This window comes from Marvinbryantia formatexigens DSM 14469, assembly GCF_025148285.1.
Taxonomy (GTDB): domain Bacteria; phylum Bacillota; class Clostridia; order Lachnospirales; family Lachnospiraceae; genus Marvinbryantia; species Marvinbryantia formatexigens.
On the sequence record NZ_CP102268.1, the window covers coordinates 12,870 to 37,649 of the forward strand.

Below are 24,780 nucleotides of genomic sequence, written 5' to 3' on the forward strand. Positions count from 1 at the left end.
ATGGCTTTACATTTTTATTTTAGCATACCGTAAAAACAAAATCTATCCCCAAAAAATTTAGGAGCGCCCGAATTCTGCGAGCACCAGTCCCGGATTGCGTTCCTCCGTCATGCGGATGCTCCAGGAGTTCACCCAGATGAGCAGCGGTCTGCCCTTCAAATCCTGGATTTTCTTCATATCGGAGGTGCCAGTCAGTTTGTTCATGTCAATGTCCTCGTTTTCGATCCAGCGGATGTACTCATAAGGCAGGTTTTCCATATGAATGTCAACGTTGTATTCGTTTTCCAGACGATATTTCAAGACCTCAAACTGCAGGACGCCGACAACGCCGACGATAATTTCCTCCATACCGGTATTGTACTCCTGGAAAATCTGGATGGCGCCCTCCTGCGCAATCTGTGTGATGCCCTTCACAAACTGCTTGCGCTTCATGGTATCCACCTGGCGCACACGCGCGAAATGCTCCGGCGCAAAGGTCGGGATGCCCTCGTAGGCAAATTTTTTGCCCGGCATACAGATAGTATCGCCGATAGAATAGATTCCAGGGTCAAATACGCCGATGATATCCCCGGCATACGCCTCGTCCACCACATGGCGCTCCTGCGCCATCATCTGCTGCGGCTGAAGAAGACGCTGCTTCTTGTTTCCCTGCACATGATAGACCTCCATGCCCGCATCAAATTTCCCGGAGCAGATGCGCATAAACGCAATGCGGTCGCGGTGCGCCTTGTTCATGTTTGCCTGGATCTTAAAGACAAACGCGGAAAAATCCTCTTTTATCGGGTCAATCACCCCGATATCCGCCTTACGCGGAAGCGGCGGAGTCGTCATCTGCAGAAAGTGCTTCAGAAAGATTTCCACGCCAAAGTTGGTAAGCGCCGAACCAAAAAACACCGGCGAGAGCTTTCCCGCGCTCACCAGCTCCTGGTCAAATTCCGCGCTGGCGCCATCCAGCAGCTCGATTTCCTCCAGAAGCTGTCCCATATTATCCGCTCCGACAAATTCCTCCAGCTCCGGGGAGTCGATCGGGATTTCCCGGCTTTCGCCTTCTTTGGTACCCTTCTGGGTATCAGAAAACGTCGTCACCTTTTTACTGCCGCGCTCATATACGCCCTTAAAATTCTTTCCTGACCCAATCGGCCAGTTAATCGGGCAGGTAGCGATTCCAAGCTCCTTTTCGATATCGTCCAGCAGCTCAAAGGTATCGTTTGCGTCGCGGTCCATCTTATTGATAAACGTAAAAATCGGAATATGACGCATCACACAGACCTTAAACAGCTTGCGTGTCTGCGCCTCCACGCCTTTCGACGCGTCGATTACCATCACTGCGGAATCCGCCGCCATCAGGGTACGATAGGTATCCTCCGAGAAATCCTGATGTCCCGGCGTGTCCAGGATATTGATGCAATAGCCTCCATAATTAAACTGCAGCACCGAGGATGTTACCGAAATACCTCTCTCTTTTTCAATCTCCATCCAGTCCGACACCGCATGGCGCGCCGTCGCCTTTCCTTTTACGGAACCAGCCAGGTTAATCGCGCCGCCGTAGAGCAGAAACTTCTCTGTCAGCGTCGTCTTTCCGGCATCCGGATGGGAAATAATGGCAAACGTGCGCCGTTTTTTTATCTCATCTGCAATATTACTCACTGTCATTCCTCCAGAATATAATAAATAACCAGAAATATATTAGCAGATGCTGGAATTACTGTCAACGTGGCGATGCAAAAGATTTCTCTTCTCCCCTGCGGAAAATCATATATGTAGCAGGCAGCAGCGCGATGCACAATACAGGATACAGTACCAGCAGAATTTCCACAGCGCCTGTATATCTGCCTGCTGCCTGGTAAATATAAAGTCCGTTGATTACAGAATATATCTGTACAAGCTGGTGCGGTAAAATACCGATAAGCTTCTCCACAGCCGGAACCATCGGAGTGATATTTAATAAAGGCGGGATAAAAATCACGGCACATGGTACTAATACGGCTATAACGGCCGATTTTGTTTTTGCGGAAGCCAGCATAGCGAGTGAATCCGCAAACAGGCATCCAACATATCCGCCCACCGCAATCAGCAGATATTCCTGCAGGAATGTAATATTATAAAAGCTCTCCCACCCCATAATGCCGGCCTAAATCATGCAATCTGCTCCGCCGGTCCCCAGTTCCATAAAAACAGGGACAGAATACAGTGCAAAGCCGGACCAGTACACCGTCGTTATAAGAAGAAGCCCTGCTTTTATTTTTGCCGCAGTCGCCCTGTTCCGTCCAAGTGCCGTTGAGAAAAATACCGCACTGGCTCCCGTCCGGTATTCCTCCGAAAAGATACCGCTCACCAGAAAACCAGTCACAAGTAAGAGAAACATCTGGACGCCGGATGCCCCCGACGCTGCCTTCTGCCATCCGTTTGCGTATTGATAAGCAAGCGGCGTCTCCATCGCCTCATACCGGGCTATCATGAATTCTTTTTCCCCGTCCGTGTACCAGGTGCCCATCTCCTGCAGCCACTTTTGCAGATTTTTTACCCGGTTGTCATAAAAGCTCACAGCATCCTCCGGTACCAGTGAATCCGTGACTGCAGAATCCGTATTCCGGAATCCCCCAAACGACCACGTAAGCAGCATACGGATTTCCCGGTTTCCCTGATGATATCCCTGTGAAATCACCTCCGCGATTTTTTCCTCCGACAGCGGACCGTACCACCTTCCCGCCTCCTCACGGAATTTTTCCGCCGCCGCTTTTCCAGTCAGCTCCGTGCCATCCTCATTTATCCATACCATATAGCTTATCTGAAGCCTCGCTAAATACAAAACAAATACCAGCAGCAAAAGCAGCGCTATCTGACTGCTCCGCTTTGCAAATACCTTTTTCAGCTCAAAATGTACCATTTTCCCCGCTCCTCTCCCCATAATGATACAGAAAAACATCCTCCAGAGTTGCCGGCACCTGTTTTGCCCCCTGTGCCGGAAGCTCCGCCGAAAGAATCCGCAGCTCCGTTCCCTCCGGCGCAGTTCTGATATTGGCAACCCGGTATTTTCTCAGATAACCTTCCACCTGCGTCTCCGGCACCGTGCACAGCCAGACCTGTTCCGGCATTGCTTCGATTAACCCAGCCGCGGTTCCGGCGTCCTCAATACGCCCGTCCTTCATCAGCAGAATTTCATTTACAATATACTCCACATCCGGAACAATATGTGTGGAGAGCAGCACCAGCCTGTCCCGCGACAATTCACTTAAAAGATTCCGCAGCCGGATACGCTCGTTCGGGTCCAGCCCGGCTGTCGGCTCGTCCAGAACCAGAATTTTCGGATTATTCAGCATCGCCTGGGCAATTCCAATCCGCCGCTTCATTCCTCCCGAAAATCCCTTCATCTTTTTCTTCCGGTATCGCTCCATCCCCACCTGGCACAGCAGCTCACGAATCCGCTTACGCGCAAGAGCCGGATGCATATCCTTAATCAGCGCAATATACAACAGATACTCCTCCGCCGTAAAATCGGGATAAAAGCCAAATTCCTGCGGCAGATAGCCCAGAATGCGCCGGTATGCCTTATCCATCTGCCAGACATCCTTTCCATTGCATAAAATCCGCCCCTCATCCGGTCTGATCAAGGTACAGATCATCCGCATCAGCGTCGTTTTCCCCGCTCCGTTAGAGCCAAGAAGCCCATATACGCCATTTTCCATTCTGTAAGAAAGCCGTTCCACGGCAGTTACATCCTTATACCTTTTTGTCACATTCTCAAATACTAATTCCATACCGACTGTCCCTCCACAATTTCCCGGCTGGTCTGCAGCAAGCGCTTCCCGATAAACAGCAATCCTGCAAAGGTAAGCAGCAAAAGACCTGCCCACACTGTTTCTGATATTTCCTGATACAACTGCTCATTACCGGTAATCTGATACCAGACAAAGCTCCAGATAATACAGAATCCGACTGCCGTATATTCCGTGTGGAAGCGGTGCCCGCAAAGCGTTCCAAGACAGATACACAGCGTGACATTCAGCGGAATCAGACACTGCACAATAAAATCGGCTAAAACTACCTGTACCGTTATGCCTGTCACAGCAAAAAATACCGTCAGAAGCAGTAAATCCGCCAGGCCAAAAATCGTCATCCGCGCCGCGTATATCTGCCGCAGTGTAAAGCAGGCGGCATTTTCCACCTCCATGACATTATAACGGACATCCTTCCACAGCTCCGGCACAAGCACCATGCCGAACAGCGGCATTAATACTGATACCTCACGGCAGGCTTCCGGATTACTGCCGCTTATATAAAGAATTTTCCAGAAAACCGCCAGTATCAGAAGCTGCAGGCACCACCAGCGCTTTCTGATAAAACGTAATTGTCTGATTAAAAATTCCGTCCAGGTACTCTCCCGTTCCTCCAGTCCTTCATAATATGCTCTTTTGGACAGCTCAATCGTTTTTCTGATACGTGCTTCCTTCCGTTCCTGCTCCGTCATACAGCCTCTCCTCCTCCAGCATTTTTTTCAGAAGCTCTCTGCCTTTCCTAATACGATACTTCACCACACGCAGCTTCACATTCAGCGCCTCCGCAATCTCTTTCTGCTTCATCCCGCAGAAAAAATACAAAACAATACTCTCCCGGTAAACCTCCGGCAGCCTGCTTATCGCATTCTCCAGGTCCATCTGCTCCGCCAGAGAGGAAATCGGATTATAGAACAGCTTCCCGTCATCTTCCCTCTGCCGCGCGGATATCTCTGCCAACAGCATGTTTACATCCTCCGCCGGTAATTCAATTCCACTGCCCGCTTTATAAAAATCCCGGCACAGATTTCCGGCTATTGTATACAAATAGTTTATTGTCTTCCCGCGATGCTCATATTCTGAAAAGTTTCGGAAAAAGCGTTCAAACGTTTCCTGCGTCAAATCCTCCGCCATATAAATATCCTTTGCCCTCCTCCGGCAATATTGAAAAACCGGCGGGTAATACTTCCGTACAAACAGTTCAATAGCGGCATCATCACCCTTTCTCATATGCCAGAGCAGCCGTTCATCCGAATCCATCCTTCGCCTCTCCTCTGTATCTCATATCATTTATCAGCCATATACAACATTTTATATCCCGCCTTCAGGCTCATACAGGGGCATCCCAGGGTCTCTCCCCCACTATAGAGCAATCCTATGCAGGTTCCGCCCTTTCGCTCCCTGGCTTTATTATATATAACGAAAACGCGGACGAAAAGGACATAAAAATTGCCCTTTTTTTACCGGGAATTTTCGCACACATGACGGGCGGATTCCCACAAAAAATCTCACTAAAAACGTCCATCGGTCGTTTTGGTCGTATGCATGGCAATAAAAAACCCACTGCAGATATTTTGCAGTGGGCTTTCATCTACTCCCCGCTCACCGGGGTGATGACTATGTTCTCGCCGGAGATCTCTGTTTTCCGTTTCACGATATCTTCAATCTGTGCCCGCTGGGCATCGGTAATCTCCGCCATATTGATGACCACATCGACGCTGCCGTCGGTGATGCTGACAACACTTCCCTCAAAGCCCTTGGCGTCGAGCAGAAGCTCCGCCGCCGCTTCCCGCTCGGCGTTCTCTGTCAGCGACGTAATGCTGTCGATTGCATTCTGCTTCTGCTCCTGGGCAATGCTCTCGTTATTGATTACCTCCATCAGCGTTTCTTTATTCTGGGCGCGCAGCTGCTCCCGCGTCAGCTTTGCCTCCGCCGCCACCGAGGTGCCCGTCAGACTGGTAAGCACCGCCTCGCCCGGCGTATCGGTCACGTCCTCAGAAGACGCGGCGTCCGCCGTGCTGACGCCGTTTTCCATAAGCACCTGTTCCTCCGATACCGCGCTCTGCACCACCGCTTCCTCCAGCTTTGTCCCTGAGTAATTTAAGTAACCCGCCACCGCAATCATAATGGCAAGCGCCGTTATGATAATCTGGTTCTTTTTCATGATACGTTTCACCTTATCCTCTCCTTTCAATTCATCTTCATTACTTTGATTTTATGCGCCTCCAGTCCAAATAATGCCATTACCGCGTCAGTTATGTCCTTTTTCACAAGAGAGCTGTCCGCGCCCTGCGCAAGCACCAGCACACCCTCAATCTGCGGCGACAGCTCCCGCGTGACATAGGGCGTCTCGCCGCCGCTGCCGTCCGTTCCGTAAACCGTCTCCGGGCGTTCTTCCTCCTCCGTCGTGCTGCTCCCTGCCCCGTCGCCGCCGTCCTCCTGCGTTACCCGGCGGACGGTGGCGGTATCCTTCTCCACGATTCTCTCCCCGGAGTCGCGGCAGTAAATCATTACGCGCACCTGCCCGGCGCCGTCCAGCTCTGAGAGGATATTCTCCAGCCGCTGCTCCATATCGCGGACATCTTCCGTCTCCCCGGACATATCCACCCCGGCTTTTTCCTGCGCCGCCGCTTTCCCGTCCGCATCCGTCCCGGTTTCCACCGGCAGAGAAATAACCAGTATCAGAACGCCCGCCAGCAGAAGGACTATCCACTGGTCCCGCCGCATATTTTTCAGCTTTTCCAGCCATTGATATATTTTATTCATCCCCGCTCCTTTACCGACACCGTGACGTCATCCCGCTCCGTCCCGTAAACAGAAGAAATTTCCGCCCGTATGCGCTCAATGCTCTTCTGCTGGCGTTCTCCTGCCTCCTGCGCCCCCGCTTCGTCTCCGGGAGCGCTCTTTGCCGGTGCAATCAGAATAGAAACGCCCGTAAGAGAGGCGGCCTGCCCCGGCTGCTCCCCTTCCAGAGACAGCTTTACGGACAGAGGCTGTTGCCCGTAATACTGCACGATTTCCTCCATCTGCCGCTCCAGCTCCTTTTCATACGCCTCCGCTATCTTCTCATTCTGCAGCCCGGCAAGCGCCTCCCCGGAAACCTGCAGCTCCTGCGCCTCCTGGACGGCAAGCGCCAGACGCAGCTCCTCACCGAACGCCTCCCCGACAGAAAAAAGACCGGCAAGCGGCGAAAACACCAGCAGAAGAACAATCAGCCCGCCGAAAAACCGGATGTACCGGCGGTAATCTTCGTTCCGCACCAGATGACAGAACAGCTCCAGAATGCAGAGACAAAAAATAAAATTTTTCGCCCAGCGGTATACTGTTTCCATAAAAACCTCCTGTGTTCTATACTCCCCGTATCGAAGCCGTCACAAGCGCCAGCGTGATCAGAAAGGTTACCCCGGTGACCGACACCGTCTTTAAAAGCAGCGCCGCGCCCTCCCCGACGCCACTGATACACTCCGTAATCCGTTTATCGGATACCGGCTGCACCGCCGCGCCGACCGCCTTATACAGAAACGTGCACACCAGAAGACGCACCACCGGAGCAAGGCAGATAAGCACAATCACCAGAAGCCCCGCCACCCCGACGGCGTTTTTCAGAAGTACCGCTGTTCCCAGCACCGTCTCCGTCACGGCGTTTAAGGTGTTTCCAAGCACCGGAAGCGCCCCGGTCGCCTTTGTCCAGACAGAATTTTTCAGCGAATCGATTGCCGGCAGAAGCAGCGCCTGCACCGTCTGGACGCCGACGACAAGTGCAAACAGCGTTTTCAGTATCCAGGAAAGCGCAAGATGTATCAGCTCCGCCAGCTTTGAAAAAAGCTCCTCCCTTCCAAGGTGATTCAGCAAAAGAAACAATACATAAAAACGGATTCCCGGCAGCACAATATACGTCATCAGCGCCTGCGCCGCCGCTATAAAAACAAGTGTCAGCTCATAAAAGCCGATTGCGGTAAGCGAGCCCGCCGCCAGAGACGCCACCACCAGATACGTCGGCAGCAGCAGCTTCATAAAATGAAGCATCTGCTGCAGGTTGTTTTCCGCCATGCGTCCGAGGTCGCCGAACGCCTTCATCAATATCACAAACAGCAGCAGATAAATCATATAAAATGCGATTTCGGAAATCTGGTTTTTTTCAAATATCTTCACAAAATTCGAAAAAACGGCGGCGGCGATTGCCAGCACCAGTATCTGAAGCACCATATTCTTCTGATTGGAAAGCTCGGAAAACGCCGCCTCCTTTAAAAATTCCAGCAGCGTATCCCGCCGCAGCGGTATCTCTCCCCGCAGAAGCTCTGCGATGCTGTCCCGGAAATCAAAATCATACTCCGGGAACATTTCATCTATGCTGCTCTGCAGCTCCTTCAGGTCCAGCTCCTCCAGATAGGAACCGGCAAGCTCGTCCGTGCCCTCCGCCGCATAAGCCATCCGGAAGTCCGCCGTCACAGAAATTCCAATCATCAGCAGGAACAGCAGGATTTTCTTCTTTGCTCTTTTCATGTCAGATACTCCGAAATCGTATTAAGAAGCGCCAGCACAATTGGTGTGCTGACGGAAAGCACCGATATTTTCCCGGACAGCTCAATCTGCCCGGCAACCGCCGAGTAACCGGCATCCCGGCAGATGCTGGCGGAAAAATCTGCAATGTAGGCGATTCCGACAATTTTCAGCAGAATTTTCAGATAAGATTCCTTCAGGCTGATATACTGCACAAGCTGTGAAATTGCGCCCGCCATCGCCTGGATTCTGGAAATCGCACAGAAAAAAATCAGCGTGCAGGACGCCATGCTGATGAGCGTGGAAAACTGCGGCTTCCATTCCCGCACCAGAAGCGCCATCAATACGCCCGCAATACCAAGGATTCCGATTTTTATCATATCCATAGCCATTCTCCCCCTCTCTTCTCCGACGCGCTACAGCGCAAAAAGACTTTTTATCGTATCGAACAATTCATAGATGTAAGGGAGCAGCCAGAACAGCACCAGCACCAGCCCCGCCAGGGAGGCGAGCGACGCCTGGTCGTCCCGTCCCCCGTGCTTTAACACCTGACTGATTACCGAGACCAGAATGCCGACCGCCGCGATTTTGAATATAATATTTACGCTCATGAACCACCTCTTTTACAACAACAGCAGCACGCAGAAGCATCCGCCCAGAAATCCGAGGCTCTGGTATACCTTTGCCTTCTGCCGGTAATCCTCCTGCGCCTCCGCCCGCGCGGCGGCAAGCTCCTCCTGGTAAAGCCGGATGGTCTGCACCTGCTGCTCCCGGTCCGGACAGCCAAGGCGTCTGCCAAAGCGCACCAGCGCTTCCACATCCCGCTCCTTCAGTCCCCCGAAGCCCAGAAGTGCTTCCGCCTGCTCCGCAAAAATATCCCCCGTCGTGCTTTTGCTGCGCAGCTCCATTGCCGACGCCAGAGACGCGAAAAAGCTTTCCAGCGGTTCCTCCGTTCTCTTTGCCAGCTCCGGAAAAATTTCCGGAAGCGGCGTCGCCGCGTACTGGATCTCCCCCTTCAGTACCTGCATCAGACGCTCCAGCTCGCCCAGCCACCTCACACGCTGCGCCAGCTCCCTGCTCATACACACGCCCAGCGCGCTGCCGGAAATAATAATCAGCGCCATCCCCGCCACTTTCAGCATGTCTCCTGGCCTCCGCGGCAGATATCCGTCCCCCTGCCACAGCAGATGTCCACTCCGCCGCCGTGATAAATGTCCGTCCCTCTGTCGTCAAAAATCTCCTTTACCTGTCCGATTCTGCGATGGTTATGTAAAACGACATAGCGCTCAAATACGCGTTCCTGCACCAGCTTCTGCAGGAGCGGTCTGCGCTGCACATCCTCTATGGAATCCCCGTGAACCGTCGCCAGCAGCCTGCAGCCGCAGTGAATGACGGATTCGATTGCCCGGATATCGCGGTAATCGCCGATTTCATCCACCGCGATCACGCGCGGGGACATTGCCCGGATAAGCATCATCATGCCCTCCGCCTTCGGGCAGCAGTCCAGCACATCGGTACGGATGCCGAGGTCGTTCTGCGGCACTCCCAGATACGAGCCGCCGATTTCCGAGCGCTCATCCACCACGCCGACCGTAACGCCCGGAAAGGACGCAGTCCCGTCCGAAATCTGCCGTATCAGGTCGCGCAGAAGCGTGGTCTTCCCGCATCTCGGCGGGGAGATAATCAGTGTATGACACACCTCCTCCCGCTCAATCAGATAGGGAAGCACCTTATCCGCACATCCCCTGCGCTGATGGGAAAGGCGGATATTTAAAAAGGAAATATGCTTCACGCTCTTAATCCGGTCTCCTTCCATGATGATTTTTCCGGCAATTCCAATGCGGTGCCCACCCTGTATGGTGAGAAACCCCTGGCGGATTTCCTCCTCAAAGGCATACAGCGAATAATGCGCAATGTATTCCACCGTCTCCAGAAGCTCCCTGCGCTCCACCGGATAGCCCTCGCTCTCCCTGTCCGTAATCTCTCCCGTCGCCCGCACGAAATATTCCCTGCCGTCCCAGGTGATCAGCAGCGGCCGGTCCACGCGCAGCCGGATTTCCTGCAGCTTTTCAAAGTCCACGTTCAGATGCTCCAGAACATGGCGCAGATTCCGTGAAAAAATCTTTAAAAATTCCTGTACATTTCCCATCACAACACCCCTGTAGCGTAAAATTCCGGTCAGGCTGCCCTGCTGCCCCAGACCTTTTTTCCTGCGGCCATCCTTCTTTATCGTCCCCGGCGCCGGGCACAGGAACCGCTCTGAATTGCTGCCACACTTCAATATATGAGTCTGTCCAAAAAATATGCCTGCGGATTACTTGCATTTTCCGCGCAGGCATTGTATGATGATTCATATTGAAATGATGTTGGGCAATTCATAAAAAATATAGAAGGGGAATCAGCATATGAAAAAGAAAGTTGTAATTGCACTCGGACACCGCGCTCTGGGCACTACCTTCCCGGAGCAGCAGGTTGCGGTAAAGAAATCCGCAAAGGTACTTGCCGATATGGCGGAGGCAGGCTGCCAGCTCATTATCACGCACAGCAACGCGCCGCAGGTGGGCATGATTCACACTGCCATGAATGAATTCGCGCATTTTCACAGCGATTATACCGGCGCTCCCATGTCGGTCTGCTCCGCCATGAGCCAGGGCTACATCGGCTACGATATCCAGAACGCGCTGCGCGCGGAGCTGGTAAAACGCGGCATCTTTAAGACCGTCAGCACCATTCTCACCCAGGTTCTGGTGGACCCGTACGACGAGGCTTTTTATCATCCGGTGAAGGTAATCGGACGCTATCTGACAAAGGAAGAGGCGGAACAGGAAGAGGCAAAAGGGAATCATGTTGTGGAGGAGAGCGGAAACCGCTACCGCAGAATCGTTTCGGCGCCGAAGCCGCAGGCGATCATTGAAATCGACGCCATCAACGCCCTGCTCGACGCCGGGCAGTTTGTGATTGCCTGCGGAGGCGGCGGCGTGCCCGTTATGGAGCAGGGAAATGTTCTGAAGGGCGCCAGCGCCATCATCGAAAAGGACTATGCCGCCGGGAAGCTTGCCGAGATGACAAACGCCGATACCCTGCTCATCCTCACAAGCGATGAAAAGGTGGAGATTGATTTTGACAGCGACCATCCGGCTGCCCTGGAGCATATCACGACAGCGGAGGCACGGGAGCATATTAAGGCAAAGCAGTTCGGCGAGACCGCAATGCTTCCGAAAATCCAGGCTTCCGTCGATTTCGTCTCCGGGCAGGAAGGACGCGAAGCAATCATCACCAATCTGGAGCATGCGCTTGACGCGCTCGCCGGAAAAACCGGAACCCACATCACGCTCTGAGCGTAACAGGAACGTCCGGCCGGATTGTTCCCTCTGAAAAAAAGAGCAGGATACCAATGTATCCCGCTCCTTTTTTCTGTCTGATTTCAAGATATCTGATATCAAGTGCAAAACGTCCACCTCTTCATAAGCCTGCCCATAAGATGGCGTCGGATTCCCTCCCGGACCTGTCCCTGCATCAGCCATTTATCAGTAAATAGTAATATCGTAAGAACGCGCAAACACCTCACCCGGCTGCGCCGTATTTCCATACTCCCGTTCCTCCAGTGTCCCGTAAAATACGGTGCTGTCGCTTCTGCCGTACCACGGTTCAATGCAGATAAACGGCGCGTTTTTGCCCGCCGGGGACCACACGCCAAAGAGCGGCGCATCAAATGTCACGCTCACATACGGCTTTTTATCCGGTCCGGCAAGCCACATCTTCCCGGTCTGCTGATGCTCGATCACCAGCGCATCCAGATCAAAGCGGTCCTTCTCAATTTTGTGCAGTCCATCGTCAAGCGCCAGCGGATATTCCTTTGGGTCGATCAGATTGCAGTTCAGATCAATCAGACGATACTGCAGCTCCTTTTTGTCCGTCTCAAAGCCCATATAATAATCCGTCTGCTCTCCCTTCCCGTCCAGCGGGCACATAAACGCCGGGTGCGCGCCGATGGAAAAATACAGCGTCTTTTCATCCGTGTTTTCCACCTCCCAGAGAACCGTAATGCGGCTGCCCTCCAGACGGTAGCCGATTCTCAGACAGAAATCGAACGGATAATTTTCCTTCGTCTCCTCCGTCGCCGAAAAAGCCAGCCAGATTTCCTTCTCTGTCTGTGACAGCAGGACGAACTCATAATCTCTCGCAAACCCGTGCTGGTTCATATGATAGGTTTTTCCCTGATAACGGTACTGCTTTTCCCGCAGACCGCCCACAAACGGAAACAGCACCGGGGAGGTCCAGCCCCAGTAGCGGCTGTCGCCATTCCAGAGATATTCCGTGCCGGTCTCCTTTTTTATAATCGAAACCAGCTCCGCGCTTTTGCTGCGGACCGTTACCTTTAAATTCTCGTTTTCCAGTACATACTTTTGCATAATACTCTTTCCTTTCCTTATTTGCCCAGATGATTCAGAATATGATTGCGAATCATTTCCATCGCCACCTGATTGTAACCGCCCTCCGGCACAATGATATTGGCGTTCTTTTTGCTCGGCTCCACAAACTGCTCATGCATTGGCTTAACCGTGTGCAGATACTGGCTGATGACCGAATCCAGGCTGCGGGCGCGCTCCATAACGTCGCGCTGGATTCTGCGGATAATGCGCAAATCGGCATCAGTATCCACAAAGATGCGGATATCCATCAAATCGCACAGCTCCTTATTCTCAAAAATCAGAATCCCCTCAACAATAATCACCTGTCCGGGATTGATGATCGCCGTATCCTTGCTGCGGTTGTGAATGGTGTAATCATACACCGGACACTCCACCGTTTTCCCCTGCCGCAGCAGCTTCAGATGCTCAATCATCAGCTCCGTGTCGAAGGCGTTCGGATGGTCGTAGTTCAGCCGGCACCTCTCCTCATACGTCATTTCGTCGTGCGGCTTATAATAGTCATCATGCTTTATGACCGTCACGCTCTCCTGGAGCTGCGCCGCAATCTGATTGGTCAGCGTCGTCTTTCCGCTCCCGGAACCGCCCGCAATGCCAATTACCAGAATATCTCCCATAATCGTCTCTTCTCCTTCTGCTTTTGTATTTCCGTCTTCTTTCACTTTATCATAACACTGCCGCAGACATCGTGCAATCTGTTTTTATAATAGTGATACCAGGGTCAAAAGTTCGAAAATCCGATGTATGAATGTTTTTGAGGATTCTTTGTAAAAAAAATGTAAAAATCTATGTTTGCTGTCGACAATTTCATACCGAAGGTGTAGGATATAAGAGCAGGCTGCTGCCGTGTCATTTTTTCTGATACGGGCATCCTGCCACTATACGCACAAGGAGATTTTTATGAGAAGGAACAGACGAAAACGCATAAACCGGCAAAAGCTTGAAAAGCGGCGCTCCTTCCGGAAAAAAGCGCTGATTTTCCTTACCGCGGTCGTCGCGGTCACTGCCGCTGATTTATTATATGTAAACTTAATGGACGGACGCTTTTATCATCACACGACCCTGAACGGCTATTCCGTATCCGGCATGACCGCAGAGGAGGTCGTAGAATACCTGAAAGAGCCTTACAATTCGCTTATGCTGCGCATCGACGAGCAGGGAGAAACTGTCCTGCAGGCCCCGTTTGATGAAATCGGCTATCAGGTGGATGAGCAGGCGCTCCTTAAGGCGGTCGAAGACCTGATCAAACGGCAGAGCGCCTTTGTGTACCCCGGCCTTCTTTTCGGCGACCGGTACGGCGCCCGCGTCCCGTTTACCGTAGATGAGGAAACGTTCTCCTCGGCTGTCTGCGCGGACAGTCTCACAAAACCGCGTGTGACCACCACGGACGCAACGCTGGTGGAGCAGGACGGCGGCTTTGTCATCCAGCCGGAGGTTTACGGTACCGATTTTGAGGACAGCGATTTGCAGGCGCTGGTAAAGGAAGCCATTGATGAGCAGCTCTCCGGCGGTTCGGCGGATACCACTGTCACCGTGGAGATTCCGGAAAGCATCTACCGCGTGCCGTCCGTCACGCAGGATGACCCGGACCTTGCGGATACCCTGGCGCTCTATCAGCGGTACTGCGATGCCGAGATAACCTACACCTTCGGCGATGTGACGGAGGTGCTCGGCTGGGACACCATCCGCGACTGGATCCTGCCGGATTCCCCGGACGACCCGATCGATGAGGAAGCCATATACAATTACGTCTATGCGCTTGCCGGAGAATACGACACCTACGGTCTGCCGCGCACCTTTGAGAGCACCAACCGCGGCACCATGACAATCGCATACAACAACTATGGCTATGAAATTGATATTGAGGGAGAGGTCGCCCAGCTGAAGGCGGATATTGCCGCCAATACCGCCACCACGCGCGAGCCCGTCTACTACCACAGCGGCTACAACCGCAACGGGAAGGATGACTTAAACGGCACCTACGTGGAGGTGGACCTTTCAAACCAGTATCTGTGGTTTTACAAGCATGGCGGTCTGGTGGTGGAAAGCGCGATTGTATCCGGCCTTCCGACCGAGGACCGGGCGACGCACGAGGGCGTATTCACCATTCCCTATAAACAGAGCCCGGCAAATCTTGTCGGACAGGGCGGCGGTCCCGGTGAATCCTGGGATGTTGAAGTGGAATACTGGATGCCGTTCGACGATGGACAGGGACTGCACGACGCCACCTGGCAGAGCAGCTTCGGCGGAAACGTTTACCAGTATGCCGGTTCCCACGGCTGCATCAACCTGCCGCTCGATGTGGCGGCCGCTATCTATTATGAAATGGAAGAAGACGTTGCAATTTTAATCTACAGCTAAACAGAACAGGAGCCGCCCGGACGGGGCGGCTCCTGTTCTGTCTGCGCAAATGCGCGTTAGGAAAGCTTTATTATCTTTATTCCCGCAGACTGCAAATCCGGCGCAAACGTCTGCCACGTCCGGCAAATCCTCAGGAATTCAGTATCGCCTGCAGCTCTTCAATCATTTCTTCGTCCTTCAGGCGGAATTTTACTTCCACACGGCGGGAGGCATCCGCGTCCTCCTCCCCGTTTTCATTCAGCACCAGATTGCTGCTGGAATGTCCGTTTACGGTCAGCTTTTCCTTCAGCGCGTCCTGGTCGTCAGCGTCCAGAAAGCTCTGGCTGATGCCGAGCAGATATTCCGCAACCGCCAGGGAACGGCGCTGCGAAAGCTCCAGATTGTACTCATAGCCGCCGCTGCTGTCGGTATAGCCGTCGATGATGATTTCGGCAAGATATGGGAAATACTCCTCCTGCATCAGCACGCTGCAGTAAATCGGCAGCACATTGCCGAGCACCTCCTGCCCCTCCTCTGTCAGCTCCGTCTCGTCATAGTCGAACAGCACGCTGGAATCCATCACCAGGGAACCGGTCGTCTCGTCGATTTCGACGCTGATGTTATTGTTGGCAAACTCCTGCTTTAGCGCCTCGATGACATCCGCCTTCACACCGATGATTTTATCAATCTGCGCCTGCTGGTCGGCAAGCTGTGTGGTCTTTTCATCAAGCGCGCTCTGCTGGCTCGCCAGCGTGGCGCTCTGCTCGTCGAGCTGCGACTGCTGCGTGGCGAGCTGTTCCGCCAGGGCGTCAAGCTGCGCCTTCTGCGCGGCAAGCAGTTCATCCTGGGACGCAAGCAGCTCATCCTGCGACGCAAGCTGGTTCTGCTGGTCCGCCATCTGGTCCTCCTGGCTCATAATCTTTTTTGTATATTCATCCTGCAGATACAGCTTTTCATCGCGCTCCTTAATGCTCGCCTCGTAATTTACCTGCGCCTGGAAAAGCGAGACGCACATAATCAGCACAAAAAGCAGCAGAACGCCTGCCATCATATCCGAATAGGAGCGCCATACATTGAAACCGCTGTTATCCTTCTCTCTGCGTCTTCTCATAAATTACCTCACATTACTTATCTCCGCGGAAAATGCCTCTTCCTTTTTTGCGGCTGCTCTCCTTCATGTAAGCGACCATCGTCTCCAGAAGCTCCTCCTGGCGCTCTCCCTGCTCCTGCAGCGTTTTCTGGATATCAAGCAGCAGGTCGCGGTTGCTGTTGTTCACCGCCATATTGCGGATATTTGTCCGGTGTCCGGACTCCGGCGCCGTAACGATATTGTACAGCAGATTCTGCACCTGCTCCATCGTCTTCGCCGTCAGCTTCTGGTACTGCACGAATTCCTGCATCCGCTCGTTGTAGCTCTCCACCAGCTTCACGTTTGCTTCGTAGAGATTGCTGTTGTGCTGGCTTGCCGCCGCAAAGCCCTCCACGCTGACGCTGGCGGCGCTGACATATTTCTGCATCGCCTGGTTGCACGCCACCCAGAATTTTGCCGAGCTCTGCTCCGCCTCCTGCAGATACGATATCACCTGGCGGTAATTCTGGTTCAGAGATTCCGAATACTGCTGGTTGGTGTCTATCGTCTGCTGTGCGCTTGTCAGATACTCCTTATGCATGGCGCCCATTTCGCGCACCATTCCCTGCATGTTGGTGCTCTCGTTTTCAAAGGTCGTGCGCAGCTCCTGCGCCATATCGTGATAAAGATTCTTCGTATTCTCCGCCAGAGCGTTCTGCGCCTTCGTCAGCTCCTCCAGCGCCTCGTTGAAATTATCAAACTGAAGCTGGAAGGAGGAACGCATTTTCTGAAGGAAGTCCTCCAGAAGACCGCTTAAAAGCTCCTCCTGCCCCTTCGCCATCGTCTCTGTGAGAACGTCCATCGACTGATTCATCTTGCGGAAGGAGGGCGTGATAACCTTCTCAAAGCTGTTCGCCAGATGCTCGGAGAACTGCTCCGTCATTTTGGCAATCGCCTCGGTCTGCTCGCTCTGGTAGTTTACCATGATATTGCGCGCTTCCGCCTCCGCCGACGGAATCACGTAATGATGGAATTTATCGAGGAAGCGCCGCAGGCTGTTCATCAGATCACTGTACGCCGCCTTCGTCCCGTAGCCGAACACCAGCGAAAGCGAAAGCCCGTAAATGGACGTAAGGAAGGCCACCTTAATACCGTTTACCAGAGAGGTAACAGACGCTGTCATCGCCTCGTAATCGGACGGCTCAAAATTCTTCAGACCAAATACCAGTCCGATGAAGGTGCCGAGAATACCAAGGCTTGTCAGCACATCCGGTATCAGCTCCACCAGACGCCTGCCAAAAATACTGTCCACCTCATCCTCATTAATATAATCCTCAATATCTCCGATGCCGCTCTGGCTCTTTCTGATAAAGCCGGTAAATTCATGATAGCGCTCGTCCAGCTCCTCATTTTCAAACAAATCCTCCGGCAGCGACGCCGGGGAGCTTTCTATGGAATCCACCACATTGAAGGTGTTGTCAATCTCCTCCGCAGCGTTATCAAACGCCCGCTCCAGCTTTGCCATTTTGCCGAAGCCAAGCACCATCCCCACGATGCAGATAATCACCATCAGCACCAGGAAAGCAAAATTATACAGCATCATATCGAGCGCGCCCCTGCCGACAAACCAGGTAAACACGATGCACGCCACGATTACCAGCACAAAAAGTACCTTGTCAAACCATTTTCTCCCCATTTTTTTACTTCTCCTTATACGTTCTCTATCTGCCAGTCAATCGGCTCGATGCCGTGCTGCTGCAGAAATTTATTCGTCCTGCTGAACGGTCTGCTCCCGAAAAAGCCCCTGTATGCAGAGAGCGGACTGGGATGGGGCGCTTCCAGAATCAGATGCTGCGGATTATTCAGCATCGCCTTTTTCATCTGCGCCGGCTTTCCCCAGAGGATAAACACGATTGGTCGGTCCTGTTCATTCAGAATACGGATTGCTGCGTCAGTAAATTCCTCCCAGCCGATGCCGCGGTGGGAATTTGCCTGGTGCGCCCGCACTGTCAGCACGGTGTTTAAAAGGAGCACACCCTGCTTCGCCCACTTTGTCAGATAACCGTTGTTTGGAATATAGCAGCCGCAGTCATCCTGCAGCTCCTTGTAAATATTTACCAGCGACGGCGGAATCTCCACGTCCGGCTTTACTGAAAAGCAGAGCCCGTGCGCCTGCCCGTCGCCGTGGTACGGGTCCTGCCCTAAAATAACCACCTTTACTTCGGAGAGCGGCGTAAGCGCAAACGCATTGAAAATATCATCCGCCGGCGGAAAAATAAGATGCGTGCGGTATTCCTCGTTTACTGTCTGGTACAGTTTTTTATAATATGGCTTGGAAAACTCCGGCTTCAGCGGAGCCAGCCAGTCATTCGAAATCGGTGGCATACTCTTCCCCTCACATTCTTACCGAAACATTTCTGCTCTGCAGATATTTCTTTACTTCCTGTATTTCCAGCTCCTTATAATGAAACAGCGAAGCGGCAAGCGCCGCGTCTGCGCCTCCTTTTGTCAGCGCGTCGTAAAAATGTTCCATCGTACCTGCGCCGCCGGAGGCAATCACCGGAACGGAAACCGCATCGGCGATGGCGCGCGTGAGAGCGATATCATATCCCGCCTTCGTGCCGTCGCAGTCCATGCTGGTGAGCAGAATCTCTCCGGCTCCCAGACGGCAGACCTTCTCTGCCCACTCGATGGCATCGATACCAACATCTATCCTGCCGCCGTTTTTATAAATATTCCAACCGCTTCCGTCCTCCCTGCGTCTCGCGTCGATGGCAACGACCACGCACTGGCTCCCGAATTTATCCGCCGCCTCGCTGATCAGCTCCGGTCGGTTGATGGCGGAAGAATTTATGGATATTTTATCCGCACCCTCCCGCAATAATACCTTAAAATCCTCCACAGTGCGGATACCGCCCCCTACGGTAAAGGGGATAAACACCCGCTCGGCAACTCTGCGCACCATATCGACCACCGTGCCGCGCTTGTCGGAAGAAGCGGTAATATCAAGGAAAACAAGCTCGTCCGCGCCCGCCTCGTCATATGCCGCCGCAATCTCCACCGGGTCGCCCGCGTCCCGCAGATTTACAAAATTGACGCCCTTTACTACCCTGCCATTATGCACATCCAGGCAGGGAATGATTCTCTTCGTAAACATTTACTGCTCCTCCCCGGCTTCCGTGAAATTTTTCAGTATCTGCAGTCCCGCACGGCTGCTCTTCTCCGGATGGAACTGACAGGCGAACACATTATCCTTTTCCACCGACGCGTGGATATGAACGCCGTATTCCGTGGACGCCGTCACGATGTCTTCATCGCGCGCCTTTAAATAATAGGAATGCACAAAATAGACGTACGTTTCCGGAGGCATACCGGCAAACAGCCGCCCCGGATGGTCGAACCGCAGCGAATTCCAGCCGATATGCGGCACCTTCAGTCCCTCTTTTTCCGGAATGCGCAGAATTTCACCCGGCAGAATACCAAGCCCCTCCACGCCCGGAGATTCCTCGCTGCGCTCAAATAAAAGCTGCAGACCGAGACAGATGCCGAGAAACGGCTTTTTCTGCTCCACTACCTCACGGATGACCGGCACCAGGTCATATTCTCTCAGCTTCTGCATGGCATCGCCAAAGGAACCGACACCCGGCAGAATCACCTTATCTGCGCGCAGAATCTCCTGCGCGTCCCTGGTGACGCAGGCTTCATTTTCCAGAAACTGCAGTGCCTTATATACACTCTTCAGATTACCAGCATCGTAGTCAATAATTGCTATCACGTTTTTTCCTCCCATGAACGGGTAATTTTTGTCAGAAAATGGCATAAGGGAGCGCATTTTGTCTGCACTCCCTTAGTTTAACACATTTCTTTTTAACTTACAACGATTTACATACGGGAATATCCATAACTGTTTACAATGGCATCCAGCTTCTGGTTTGCCCTGCACATCGGGCACTCCGTCGCATGATACATCTTATAGTCGGGAATATCCTCCGCCGTAAACAGGGAGCTTACCTTTACCCCGTCTACCTCGCCGGTTGCACTGAACAGCGCCGCTGCGCCCTCCACAATGCCCCCATAGTAACGGATGCACTCTACCGCACGCTTGATGGTGATGCCGGTGGACGCCGTGGCGAGCATCAGCAGCACATGCTTATCTCTTATCATGCCCTGCATATTGTCACGGAAAATCAACTGACCGCCGGTATGTATCTCCGGAGAAACCACGTACATAGTCTTATGGGAGTTCATCGACATAATGCCGTTTCTGGTAAGCTGCTCCGCCAGATAAGCGCCGATAATCTCGCAGCCGTCCATGCAGACAATCGTATCGATGTAGGTGGTGTTCTCGTAGTTGCGTGCCAGGATTCTGGCTGCGCCCTCCGCCTCGCTCTTGCGCGCCTTTAAAAAGGTCATGTCCACGTAATAGTTAATGTGGGAGTGATTGGTTACAAAATGTCCCGGAATGACCCGAAGCACAACATTGCTGTCTGTCTTTGATGGTATTCTGATAACTCTGGATTCCATATGTGCCCTCCTGTGTGAGTTCTTTTGTGAATAGTATACCATATGTGTGCAAAAATACAATCATTTTTCAGCAAATTATGCAAACTTTTGGTAACTCCTACGTTCAGGACTCTTCATCCGCTGCAGAGCCGCATAAATCTGTCAGATACCTGACCGGAAGCTCACTGACACAGATGCTCCGCTCTGCCAGCTCCTCCGGCGCCTGCGCCAGCTTGCTGTGTACGCGCACGAGCGTCGCCTTCTGGTTAAGGAGCGCGGTTTTCTCAAACGGCAGGCGGATGACGGACGGGTAGGCCAGCCCCACGCCCAGCTCCAGAATGCAGAGCTTCTTTCCGATGGTCGAGGCGAGCCAGTTCCGGTAAAACTGCCACTGCGGCAGATATGCCGACTCGTCATAGTTTTCCATCGTCACCACATTGCCCGCCGCCTCGCTTCCGCAGGGCGCGACAATAAAAAACTTATTCAGCTGCGATTCATATATCAGATCGTCCGTGTTTACCGTCACCGCAAACCACGGCTTTCCGGAAACCAGCTTTGCCAGGATATTGTACGCCTTTATGATATCCTCCTTTGCCGCCTTCTTTTCCGTAAATTCATCGCCAATGCCAATCAGCACCACATCAGCGTTTTCGATTACCTTCTGTATCTCCTGCATTTACTCTCCTTTGCTGCAGTCAAGCTCAAACCAGAAGCAGACGCCGTCCTCACAGTTATAAACGCCGTACTGCTGGTGCATGGATTCCATGATTGCCTTTACGATGGAAAGCCCGATTCCGCTTCCGCCGTATTCTCTGGTCCGCGCCTTGTCTACCTTATAAAATTTAATCCAGACCTTCTCCAGGTCCTCCTCCGGTATATGGCTGCCGGTATTAAAGACACTGGTGCGCACCTTATCTCCCTGCCGCCCGACGCTTACTTCAATCCTGCCACCCTCGTTCACATGGTTGAGCGCATTGCTGACATAATTTGTGACGACCTCCTCCAGCTTGAATTCATCGCCCCAGACATACACCGGCGCCTGCTCGTCAAACTGAACCGAGACATTTTTCTGCTCCGCCAGAATCCGCGTCGACTGCACGACGCCGCCCAACAGCTCCGTCAAGTCAAAGCGCACCATGTTTACCACGTCGTTGCCAAATTCGAGCTGGTTCAGACTGAGCAGCTTCTTTACCATGTTGTTCATTTTGGACGCCTCGTCCATGATAACCTCGCAGTAAAACTCCCTGCTCTGCTCATCATCGTTGATGCATTCCTGCAGCCCCTCCGCATAGCCCTGAATCAGCGCAATCGGCGTCTTCAGCTCATGTGAGACATTAGACAGAAACTCCTTGCGCATCTCATCGATCTGCGTTTTCTTCTCAATATCCTTCTGCAGCTCGTTGTTCGCCGTTTTCAGCTCGGAAATCGTTTTTTCCAGCGTCTCCGACATGTGATTGAAATTTTTGCCAAGCTCACCGATCTCATTTTTTCCGCCGCTGGTATATTTCGCGTCAAATTCCAGATTTGCCATCCTCCTGGAGAGGATGGTGAGCTCCTGGATGGGGTCGGAAATCTTTTTGGAAATACACCAGACCAGAAGGATACTCAGCAGCGAGGCAGCGATGATAATGTAAAAGGTAAACTGGTTGGATATTTTTACGTTTTCCACAATCGACTGCAGCGGTATACGCATCAGCAGATAGCAGCCGTTGTCCAGCTTCCCCCATGCCTCCAGGTACTCCGTGGAATCCGCGGAATCCTTAAATTTCTGGATGCTGTAGGAGCTCGTCTGCAGCAGGACATCCCGCTCGTCATCCAGCAGGTTAAAACCGTAAAGATAGCCCTGGATGCGCGCAAACATGATCTTGTCCTCCTGACTCTGGTAAACCGCCCAGGCGCTCCCGTTCGTGTCCACGTACAGAATCACCAGATCGACATTGTTGGTACCGCTGATGCGCCGGAAATTCCTGTCAAACGCATCTCCCTGGTAGTCTGCATAATCCTCCACGCGGTTGATCTCATTATAGATCTCGATCAGATTCGACTCCTTCTGGCGGATGTAGAATTTTTCCAGAAACAGATTGTTGATCAGCAGATTCAGCGCCAGCATCACCCCGATCAGCCCCGCAAAGCTGATAATAAGCTGTGTTTTGATCGAGTGCTTCATTGTTTATTCCACCTCGAATTTATAGCCCATACCCCAGATGGTTTTGATGTAATCTCCCTGTTTTCCCAGCTTGCTGCGCAGCTTTTTCACATGGGTATCGATGGTTCTTGCATCCCCGAAATAATCATAATTCCAGACACTGTTTAAAATTTTCTCGCGTGACAGCGCAATGCCCTGATTTTCCATGAAATAGCTCAGGAGTTCAAATTCCTTATAGCTTAAGTCCACGCTCTGCCCGTCCGCCTTTACGACATGCGCCGCCTTATCCAGGCTGATCTTTCCCGCGGTCATGATCTTATCCGGCGCCAGCGCGTTGCTTCTGCGCAGAATCGCCTCCACACGCGCCACCAGAATTTTCGGGCTGAACGGCTTGGAAATGTACTCATCCACGCCCAGCTCAAAGCCGAGCAGCTCATCCCGCTCGTCCGCACGCGCCGTCAGCATGATAATCGGCACATTCGAGACGCCGCGGATCTCCCGGCAAACCTGCCAGCCGTCCATCTTCGGCATCATGACGTCCAGGATCACCAGCGCGATGTCCTTTGTAGAAAAAAAGACGTCGACCGCCTGCGCGCCATCCTCCGCCTCCAATACTGTAAAGTCTTTCTTCACCAGGAAGTCTTTCACCAGCTTTCGCATCCTGCTCTCATCATCCACTACCAGAACCTTTAAATTTTCCATATCCAAAGACCTCCGTTCCACGTTCCTTTCTTCTAAGTATGAAGATAGCACAGAAATATGTCGGTTTTGTGAAAATCCCCGACACGATTTATAATACCATGAAATATTTTTTCCTACAAGACAAGAATGGAAATGCATAACCATGCAACCGCCGGTTGACAGATTTCCATGCCGGATTGATTGACTGCAACCGCCCCGCCTGCTATAGTAAAAGAAAAAAGAAACGAGGATATTGTATGATTTTAGCGGAAAAAATTATGGATCTCAGAAAAAAGAACGGCTGGTCACAGGAGGAGCTGGCACAGCAGCTCCGTGTGTCGCGGCAGTCCGTCTCGAAGTGGGAGGGCGGGCAGTCTGTTCCGGACCTGGATAAGCTGCTCGCGCTCAGTCAGATTTTCGGCGTGACGCTTGACTATCTGGTAAAGGATGAAATCAGCAGCGAGGAGGTGCAGTATACTGCAACAGACATTCCGGAAGATGACCTGCCGCATGTATCTGTTGAGGAAGCGGACGCTTTTCTTGCCACTGTGCAGACAGCCGCCCGGCAGATTGCCTTCGGCGTTTCCCTCTGCATTCTCTCCCCCATCACGCTTCTGCTGCTCGGCATCCTCTCAGAGACAGGGCGGTCGCGCATTACGGAGGATATGGCGGGCGGTCTTGGCGTTGCCGTCCTCCTCATTATGGTCGCCGCCGCCATTCCGCTCTTTATTAAGAACGGAATGCAGCTTGACCACTACAAACATATTACGCAGCACAATTTCCACGCGGAATACGGCGTGGAGAGTATCGCACAGGACCGCATGGAGAAATTTTCCGGAACCTACACAAAAGGCATCATATACGGCGTCCTTATCATCATTCTCGGCGTCGTTCCCCTGATGCTGGCAGCCGGTTTTCATGCCTCCGATTTCATTATGGTCGTCTGCCTCTGCTTTCTGCTTGCTCTCATCGCCGTTGCCGTCTTCTTTCTGGTGAAAAACGGCATGATACAGGAAAGCTATCATCAGATTCTGCAGACCGGCGACTTTGCCCCGGAAAAAAGAGCCCAGAGCAGGCGCAACGAAACCATCGGAACCATCTACTGGTGCAGTGTGACGGCAATTTATCTCGCTGTCAGCCTCGCCGAAAACAACTGGGACAAAAGCTGGATCATCTGGCCGGTAGCAGGCGTGCTTTTCGCCGCCGTGCTCGGCTTTGCACAGCTTCTGATGAAAGAGCGCCGGGAATAAAAACGCCTGCACGCAGGTCTGTCCGCAACGGGGCGCCCGGCTTTGCACAGCTTCTGACGAAAGAGCACCGGGAATAAAAACGCCTGCA

The 24,780-nt window shown here is 52.6% G+C and carries 28 protein-coding genes; 3 read left to right on the forward strand and 25 right to left on the reverse strand.

Annotation, left to right across the window (positions count from 1 at the left end):
- Window positions 1–57 precede the first annotated feature (57 nt).
- The 14 genes from NQ534_RS00080 to spoIIIAA form a co-directional block, all read right to left on the reverse strand.
- Window positions 58–1,653 (reverse strand): peptide chain release factor 3, encoded by a 1,596-nt coding sequence (locus tag NQ534_RS00080; protein WP_006860382.1) that lies wholly within the window; start codon window positions 1,651–1,653, stop codon window positions 58–60.
- Between the two features lie 55 nt (window positions 1,654–1,708).
- Window positions 1,709–2,122, reverse strand: a complete 414-nt coding sequence (locus tag NQ534_RS00085) for a hypothetical protein (RefSeq protein WP_006860381.1) — start codon at window positions 2,120–2,122, stop codon at window positions 1,709–1,711.
- Window positions 2,123–2,131: 9 nt separating this feature from the next.
- Window positions 2,132–2,887, reverse strand: a complete 756-nt coding sequence (locus NQ534_RS00090; RefSeq protein WP_006860380.1) for a hypothetical protein — start codon at window positions 2,885–2,887, stop codon at window positions 2,132–2,134.
- The gene (locus tag NQ534_RS00095) at window positions 2,874–3,758 is read right to left on the reverse strand and encodes an ABC transporter ATP-binding protein (RefSeq protein WP_006860379.1); all 885 of its coding nucleotides are present in this window, start codon (window positions 3,756–3,758) and stop codon (window positions 2,874–2,876) included. The genes NQ534_RS00090 and NQ534_RS00095 overlap by 14 nt, the downstream gene beginning before the upstream one ends.
- A complete protein-coding gene (locus tag NQ534_RS00100; protein WP_006860378.1) occupies window positions 3,749–4,468 on the reverse strand; it encodes a hypothetical protein in 720 nt (239 codons plus the stop codon). The genes NQ534_RS00095 and NQ534_RS00100 overlap by 10 nt, the downstream gene beginning before the upstream one ends.
- The gene (locus NQ534_RS00105; protein ID WP_006860377.1) at window positions 4,422–5,033 is read right to left on the reverse strand and encodes an RNA polymerase sigma factor; all 612 of its coding nucleotides are present in this window, start codon (window positions 5,031–5,033) and stop codon (window positions 4,422–4,424) included. The genes NQ534_RS00100 and NQ534_RS00105 overlap by 47 nt, the downstream gene beginning before the upstream one ends.
- 331 nt (window positions 5,034–5,364) lie before the next feature.
- A complete protein-coding gene (locus tag NQ534_RS00110; RefSeq protein ID WP_040781767.1) occupies window positions 5,365–5,949 on the reverse strand; it encodes a SpoIIIAH-like family protein in 585 nt (194 codons plus the stop codon).
- 14 nt (window positions 5,950–5,963) lie between these two features.
- Complete coding sequence (locus NQ534_RS00115) at window positions 5,964–6,539, reverse strand: SpoIIIAG-related protein (protein ID WP_006860375.1); 576 nt, start codon at window positions 6,537–6,539, stop codon at window positions 5,964–5,966.
- On the reverse strand, window positions 6,536–7,105 hold the full coding sequence (locus NQ534_RS00120) for a stage III sporulation protein AF (RefSeq protein ID WP_006860374.1): 570 nt from the start codon (window positions 7,103–7,105) through the stop codon (window positions 6,536–6,538). Before NQ534_RS00120 ends, NQ534_RS00115 begins: the two co-directional genes overlap by 4 nt.
- A 16-nt stretch (window positions 7,106–7,121) precedes the next feature.
- The gene (locus tag NQ534_RS00125) at window positions 7,122–8,276 is read right to left on the reverse strand and encodes a stage III sporulation protein AE (RefSeq protein ID WP_006860373.1); all 1,155 of its coding nucleotides are present in this window, start codon (window positions 8,274–8,276) and stop codon (window positions 7,122–7,124) included.
- Window positions 8,273–8,659 carry a SpoIIIAC/SpoIIIAD family protein gene (locus NQ534_RS00130; RefSeq protein WP_040781574.1) on the reverse strand — a complete coding sequence of 129 codons (387 nt, stop codon included), beginning with the start codon at window positions 8,657–8,659 and terminating at the stop codon, window positions 8,273–8,275. Before NQ534_RS00130 ends, NQ534_RS00125 begins: the two co-directional genes overlap by 4 nt.
- 30 nt (window positions 8,660–8,689) lie before the next feature.
- Window positions 8,690–8,884 (reverse strand): stage III sporulation protein AC, encoded by a 195-nt coding sequence (gene spoIIIAC / locus NQ534_RS00135; protein ID WP_006860371.1) that lies wholly within the window; start codon window positions 8,882–8,884, stop codon window positions 8,690–8,692.
- Window positions 8,885–8,896: 12 nt separating this feature from the next.
- The gene (spoIIIAB, locus tag NQ534_RS00140; protein ID WP_006860370.1) at window positions 8,897–9,415 is read right to left on the reverse strand and encodes a stage III sporulation protein AB; all 519 of its coding nucleotides are present in this window, start codon (window positions 9,413–9,415) and stop codon (window positions 8,897–8,899) included.
- Window positions 9,409–10,422, reverse strand: coding sequence for a stage III sporulation protein AA (gene spoIIIAA, locus NQ534_RS00145; protein WP_143115781.1), 1,014 nt, complete (start codon window positions 10,420–10,422; stop codon window positions 9,409–9,411). The genes spoIIIAB and spoIIIAA overlap by 7 nt, the downstream gene beginning before the upstream one ends.
- Before the next feature lie 256 nt (window positions 10,423–10,678).
- Here spoIIIAA and NQ534_RS00150 point away from each other — a divergent pair, with 256 nt between their 5' ends.
- Window positions 10,679–11,611 (forward strand): carbamate kinase, encoded by a 933-nt coding sequence (locus NQ534_RS00150; RefSeq protein WP_006860368.1) that lies wholly within the window; start codon window positions 10,679–10,681, stop codon window positions 11,609–11,611.
- 189 nt (window positions 11,612–11,800) lie between these two features.
- Here NQ534_RS00150 and NQ534_RS00155 read toward each other — a convergent pair whose 3' ends face one another.
- Window positions 11,801–12,685 carry an aldose 1-epimerase family protein gene (locus NQ534_RS00155; protein ID WP_006860365.1) on the reverse strand — a complete coding sequence of 295 codons (885 nt, stop codon included), beginning with the start codon at window positions 12,683–12,685 and terminating at the stop codon, window positions 11,801–11,803.
- Window positions 12,686–12,702: 17 nt separating this feature from the next.
- Window positions 12,703–13,365: a uridine kinase gene (udk, locus tag NQ534_RS00160; protein WP_006860364.1), complete on the reverse strand. Its 663-nt coding sequence runs from the start codon at window positions 13,363–13,365 to the stop codon at window positions 12,703–12,705.
- 238 nt (window positions 13,366–13,603) lie between these two features.
- On the opposite strand from udk, the gene NQ534_RS00165 reads away from it, so the two are divergent.
- Window positions 13,604–15,064, forward strand: a complete 1,461-nt coding sequence (locus NQ534_RS00165; protein WP_006860362.1) for a L,D-transpeptidase — start codon at window positions 13,604–13,606, stop codon at window positions 15,062–15,064.
- A 130-nt stretch (window positions 15,065–15,194) separates the two neighbouring features.
- On the opposite strand, the gene NQ534_RS00170 is transcribed toward NQ534_RS00165, so the two are convergent.
- The 9 genes from NQ534_RS00170 to NQ534_RS00210 form a co-directional block, all read right to left on the reverse strand.
- The gene (locus NQ534_RS00170; RefSeq protein WP_006860361.1) at window positions 15,195–16,154 is read right to left on the reverse strand and encodes an OmpA family protein; all 960 of its coding nucleotides are present in this window, start codon (window positions 16,152–16,154) and stop codon (window positions 15,195–15,197) included.
- A 13-nt stretch (window positions 16,155–16,167) separates the two neighbouring features.
- Window positions 16,168–17,808: an anti-phage protein ZorA-like protein gene (locus tag NQ534_RS00175; protein ID WP_006860360.1), complete on the reverse strand. Its 1,641-nt coding sequence runs from the start codon at window positions 17,806–17,808 to the stop codon at window positions 16,168–16,170.
- A 14-nt stretch (window positions 17,809–17,822) separates the two neighbouring features.
- Window positions 17,823–18,497 carry a uracil-DNA glycosylase gene (locus NQ534_RS00180; RefSeq protein ID WP_006860359.1) on the reverse strand — a complete coding sequence of 225 codons (675 nt, stop codon included), beginning with the start codon at window positions 18,495–18,497 and terminating at the stop codon, window positions 17,823–17,825.
- A 10-nt stretch (window positions 18,498–18,507) separates the two neighbouring features.
- Window positions 18,508–19,269: an imidazole glycerol phosphate synthase subunit HisF gene (hisF, locus tag NQ534_RS00185; RefSeq protein ID WP_006860358.1), complete on the reverse strand. Its 762-nt coding sequence runs from the start codon at window positions 19,267–19,269 to the stop codon at window positions 18,508–18,510.
- Window positions 19,270–19,887: an imidazole glycerol phosphate synthase subunit HisH gene (hisH, locus tag NQ534_RS00190; RefSeq protein WP_040781761.1), complete on the reverse strand. Its 618-nt coding sequence runs from the start codon at window positions 19,885–19,887 to the stop codon at window positions 19,270–19,272.
- A gap of 107 nt (window positions 19,888–19,994) precedes the next feature.
- Window positions 19,995–20,636, reverse strand: a complete 642-nt coding sequence (locus NQ534_RS00195; protein WP_006860356.1) for a type I phosphoribosyltransferase — start codon at window positions 20,634–20,636, stop codon at window positions 19,995–19,997.
- A 103-nt stretch (window positions 20,637–20,739) separates the two neighbouring features.
- Complete coding sequence (locus tag NQ534_RS00200; RefSeq protein ID WP_006860355.1) at window positions 20,740–21,291, reverse strand: hypothetical protein; 552 nt, start codon at window positions 21,289–21,291, stop codon at window positions 20,740–20,742.
- Window positions 21,292–22,782, reverse strand: a complete 1,491-nt coding sequence (locus tag NQ534_RS00205; RefSeq protein WP_006860354.1) for a sensor histidine kinase — start codon at window positions 22,780–22,782, stop codon at window positions 21,292–21,294.
- Between the two features lie 3 nt (window positions 22,783–22,785).
- The gene (locus tag NQ534_RS00210; protein WP_006860353.1) at window positions 22,786–23,463 is read right to left on the reverse strand and encodes a response regulator transcription factor; all 678 of its coding nucleotides are present in this window, start codon (window positions 23,461–23,463) and stop codon (window positions 22,786–22,788) included.
- Window positions 23,464–23,699: 236 nt separating this feature from the next.
- On the opposite strand from NQ534_RS00210, the gene NQ534_RS00215 reads away from it, so the two are divergent.
- Window positions 23,700–24,692 (forward strand): helix-turn-helix domain-containing protein, encoded by a 993-nt coding sequence (locus NQ534_RS00215; RefSeq protein ID WP_006860352.1) that lies wholly within the window; start codon window positions 23,700–23,702, stop codon window positions 24,690–24,692.
- Window positions 24,693–24,780: the final 88 nt, after the last annotated feature.

Coding starts and splice junctions, on each gene's coding strand:
- NQ534_RS00080 (WP_006860382.1), bottom strand. CDS start 1,653: ATGACAGTGAGTAATATTGCAGATGAGATAAAAAAACGGCGCACGTTT.
- NQ534_RS00085 (WP_006860381.1), bottom strand. CDS start 2,122: ATGGGGTGGGAGAGCTTTTATAATATTACATTCCTGCAGGAATATCTG.
- NQ534_RS00090 (WP_006860380.1), bottom strand. CDS start 2,887: ATGGTACATTTTGAGCTGAAAAAGGTATTTGCAAAGCGGAGCAGTCAG.
- NQ534_RS00095 (WP_006860379.1), bottom strand. CDS start 3,758: ATGGAATTAGTATTTGAGAATGTGACAAAAAGGTATAAGGATGTAACT.
- NQ534_RS00100 (WP_006860378.1), bottom strand. CDS start 4,468: ATGACGGAGCAGGAACGGAAGGAAGCACGTATCAGAAAAACGATTGAG.
- NQ534_RS00105 (WP_006860377.1), bottom strand. CDS start 5,033: ATGGATTCGGATGAACGGCTGCTCTGGCATATGAGAAAGGGTGATGAT.
- NQ534_RS00115 (WP_006860375.1), bottom strand. CDS start 6,539: ATGAATAAAATATATCAATGGCTGGAAAAGCTGAAAAATATGCGGCGG.
- NQ534_RS00120 (WP_006860374.1), bottom strand. CDS start 7,105: ATGGAAACAGTATACCGCTGGGCGAAAAATTTTATTTTTTGTCTCTGC.
- NQ534_RS00125 (WP_006860373.1), bottom strand. CDS start 8,276: ATGAAAAGAGCAAAGAAGAAAATCCTGCTGTTCCTGCTGATGATTGGA.
- NQ534_RS00130 (WP_040781574.1), bottom strand. CDS start 8,659: ATGGATATGATAAAAATCGGAATCCTTGGTATTGCGGGCGTATTGATG.
- spoIIIAC (WP_006860371.1), bottom strand. CDS start 8,884: ATGAGCGTAAATATTATATTCAAAATCGCGGCGGTCGGCATTCTGGTC.
- spoIIIAB (WP_006860370.1), bottom strand. CDS start 9,415: ATGCTGAAAGTGGCGGGGATGGCGCTGATTATTATTTCCGGCAGCGCG.
- spoIIIAA (WP_143115781.1), bottom strand. CDS start 10,422: ATGGGAAATGTACAGGAATTTTTAAAGATTTTTTCACGGAATCTGCGC.
- NQ534_RS00150 (WP_006860368.1), top strand. CDS start 10,679: ATGAAAAAGAAAGTTGTAATTGCACTCGGACACCGCGCTCTGGGCACT.
- NQ534_RS00155 (WP_006860365.1), bottom strand. CDS start 12,685: ATGCAAAAGTATGTACTGGAAAACGAGAATTTAAAGGTAACGGTCCGC.
- NQ534_RS00165 (WP_006860362.1), top strand. CDS start 13,604: ATGAGAAGGAACAGACGAAAACGCATAAACCGGCAAAAGCTTGAAAAG.
- NQ534_RS00170 (WP_006860361.1), bottom strand. CDS start 16,154: ATGAGAAGACGCAGAGAGAAGGATAACAGCGGTTTCAATGTATGGCGC.
- NQ534_RS00175 (WP_006860360.1), bottom strand. CDS start 17,808: ATGGGGAGAAAATGGTTTGACAAGGTACTTTTTGTGCTGGTAATCGTG.
- NQ534_RS00180 (WP_006860359.1), bottom strand. CDS start 18,497: ATGCCACCGATTTCGAATGACTGGCTGGCTCCGCTGAAGCCGGAGTTT.
- hisF (WP_006860358.1), bottom strand. CDS start 19,269: ATGTTTACGAAGAGAATCATTCCCTGCCTGGATGTGCATAATGGCAGG.
- NQ534_RS00195 (WP_006860356.1), bottom strand. CDS start 20,636: ATGGAATCCAGAGTTATCAGAATACCATCAAAGACAGACAGCAATGTT.
- NQ534_RS00200 (WP_006860355.1), bottom strand. CDS start 21,291: ATGCAGGAGATACAGAAGGTAATCGAAAACGCTGATGTGGTGCTGATT.
- NQ534_RS00205 (WP_006860354.1), bottom strand. CDS start 22,782: ATGAAGCACTCGATCAAAACACAGCTTATTATCAGCTTTGCGGGGCTG.
- NQ534_RS00210 (WP_006860353.1), bottom strand. CDS start 23,463: ATGGAAAATTTAAAGGTTCTGGTAGTGGATGATGAGAGCAGGATGCGA.
- NQ534_RS00215 (WP_006860352.1), top strand. CDS start 23,700: ATGATTTTAGCGGAAAAAATTATGGATCTCAGAAAAAAGAACGGCTGG.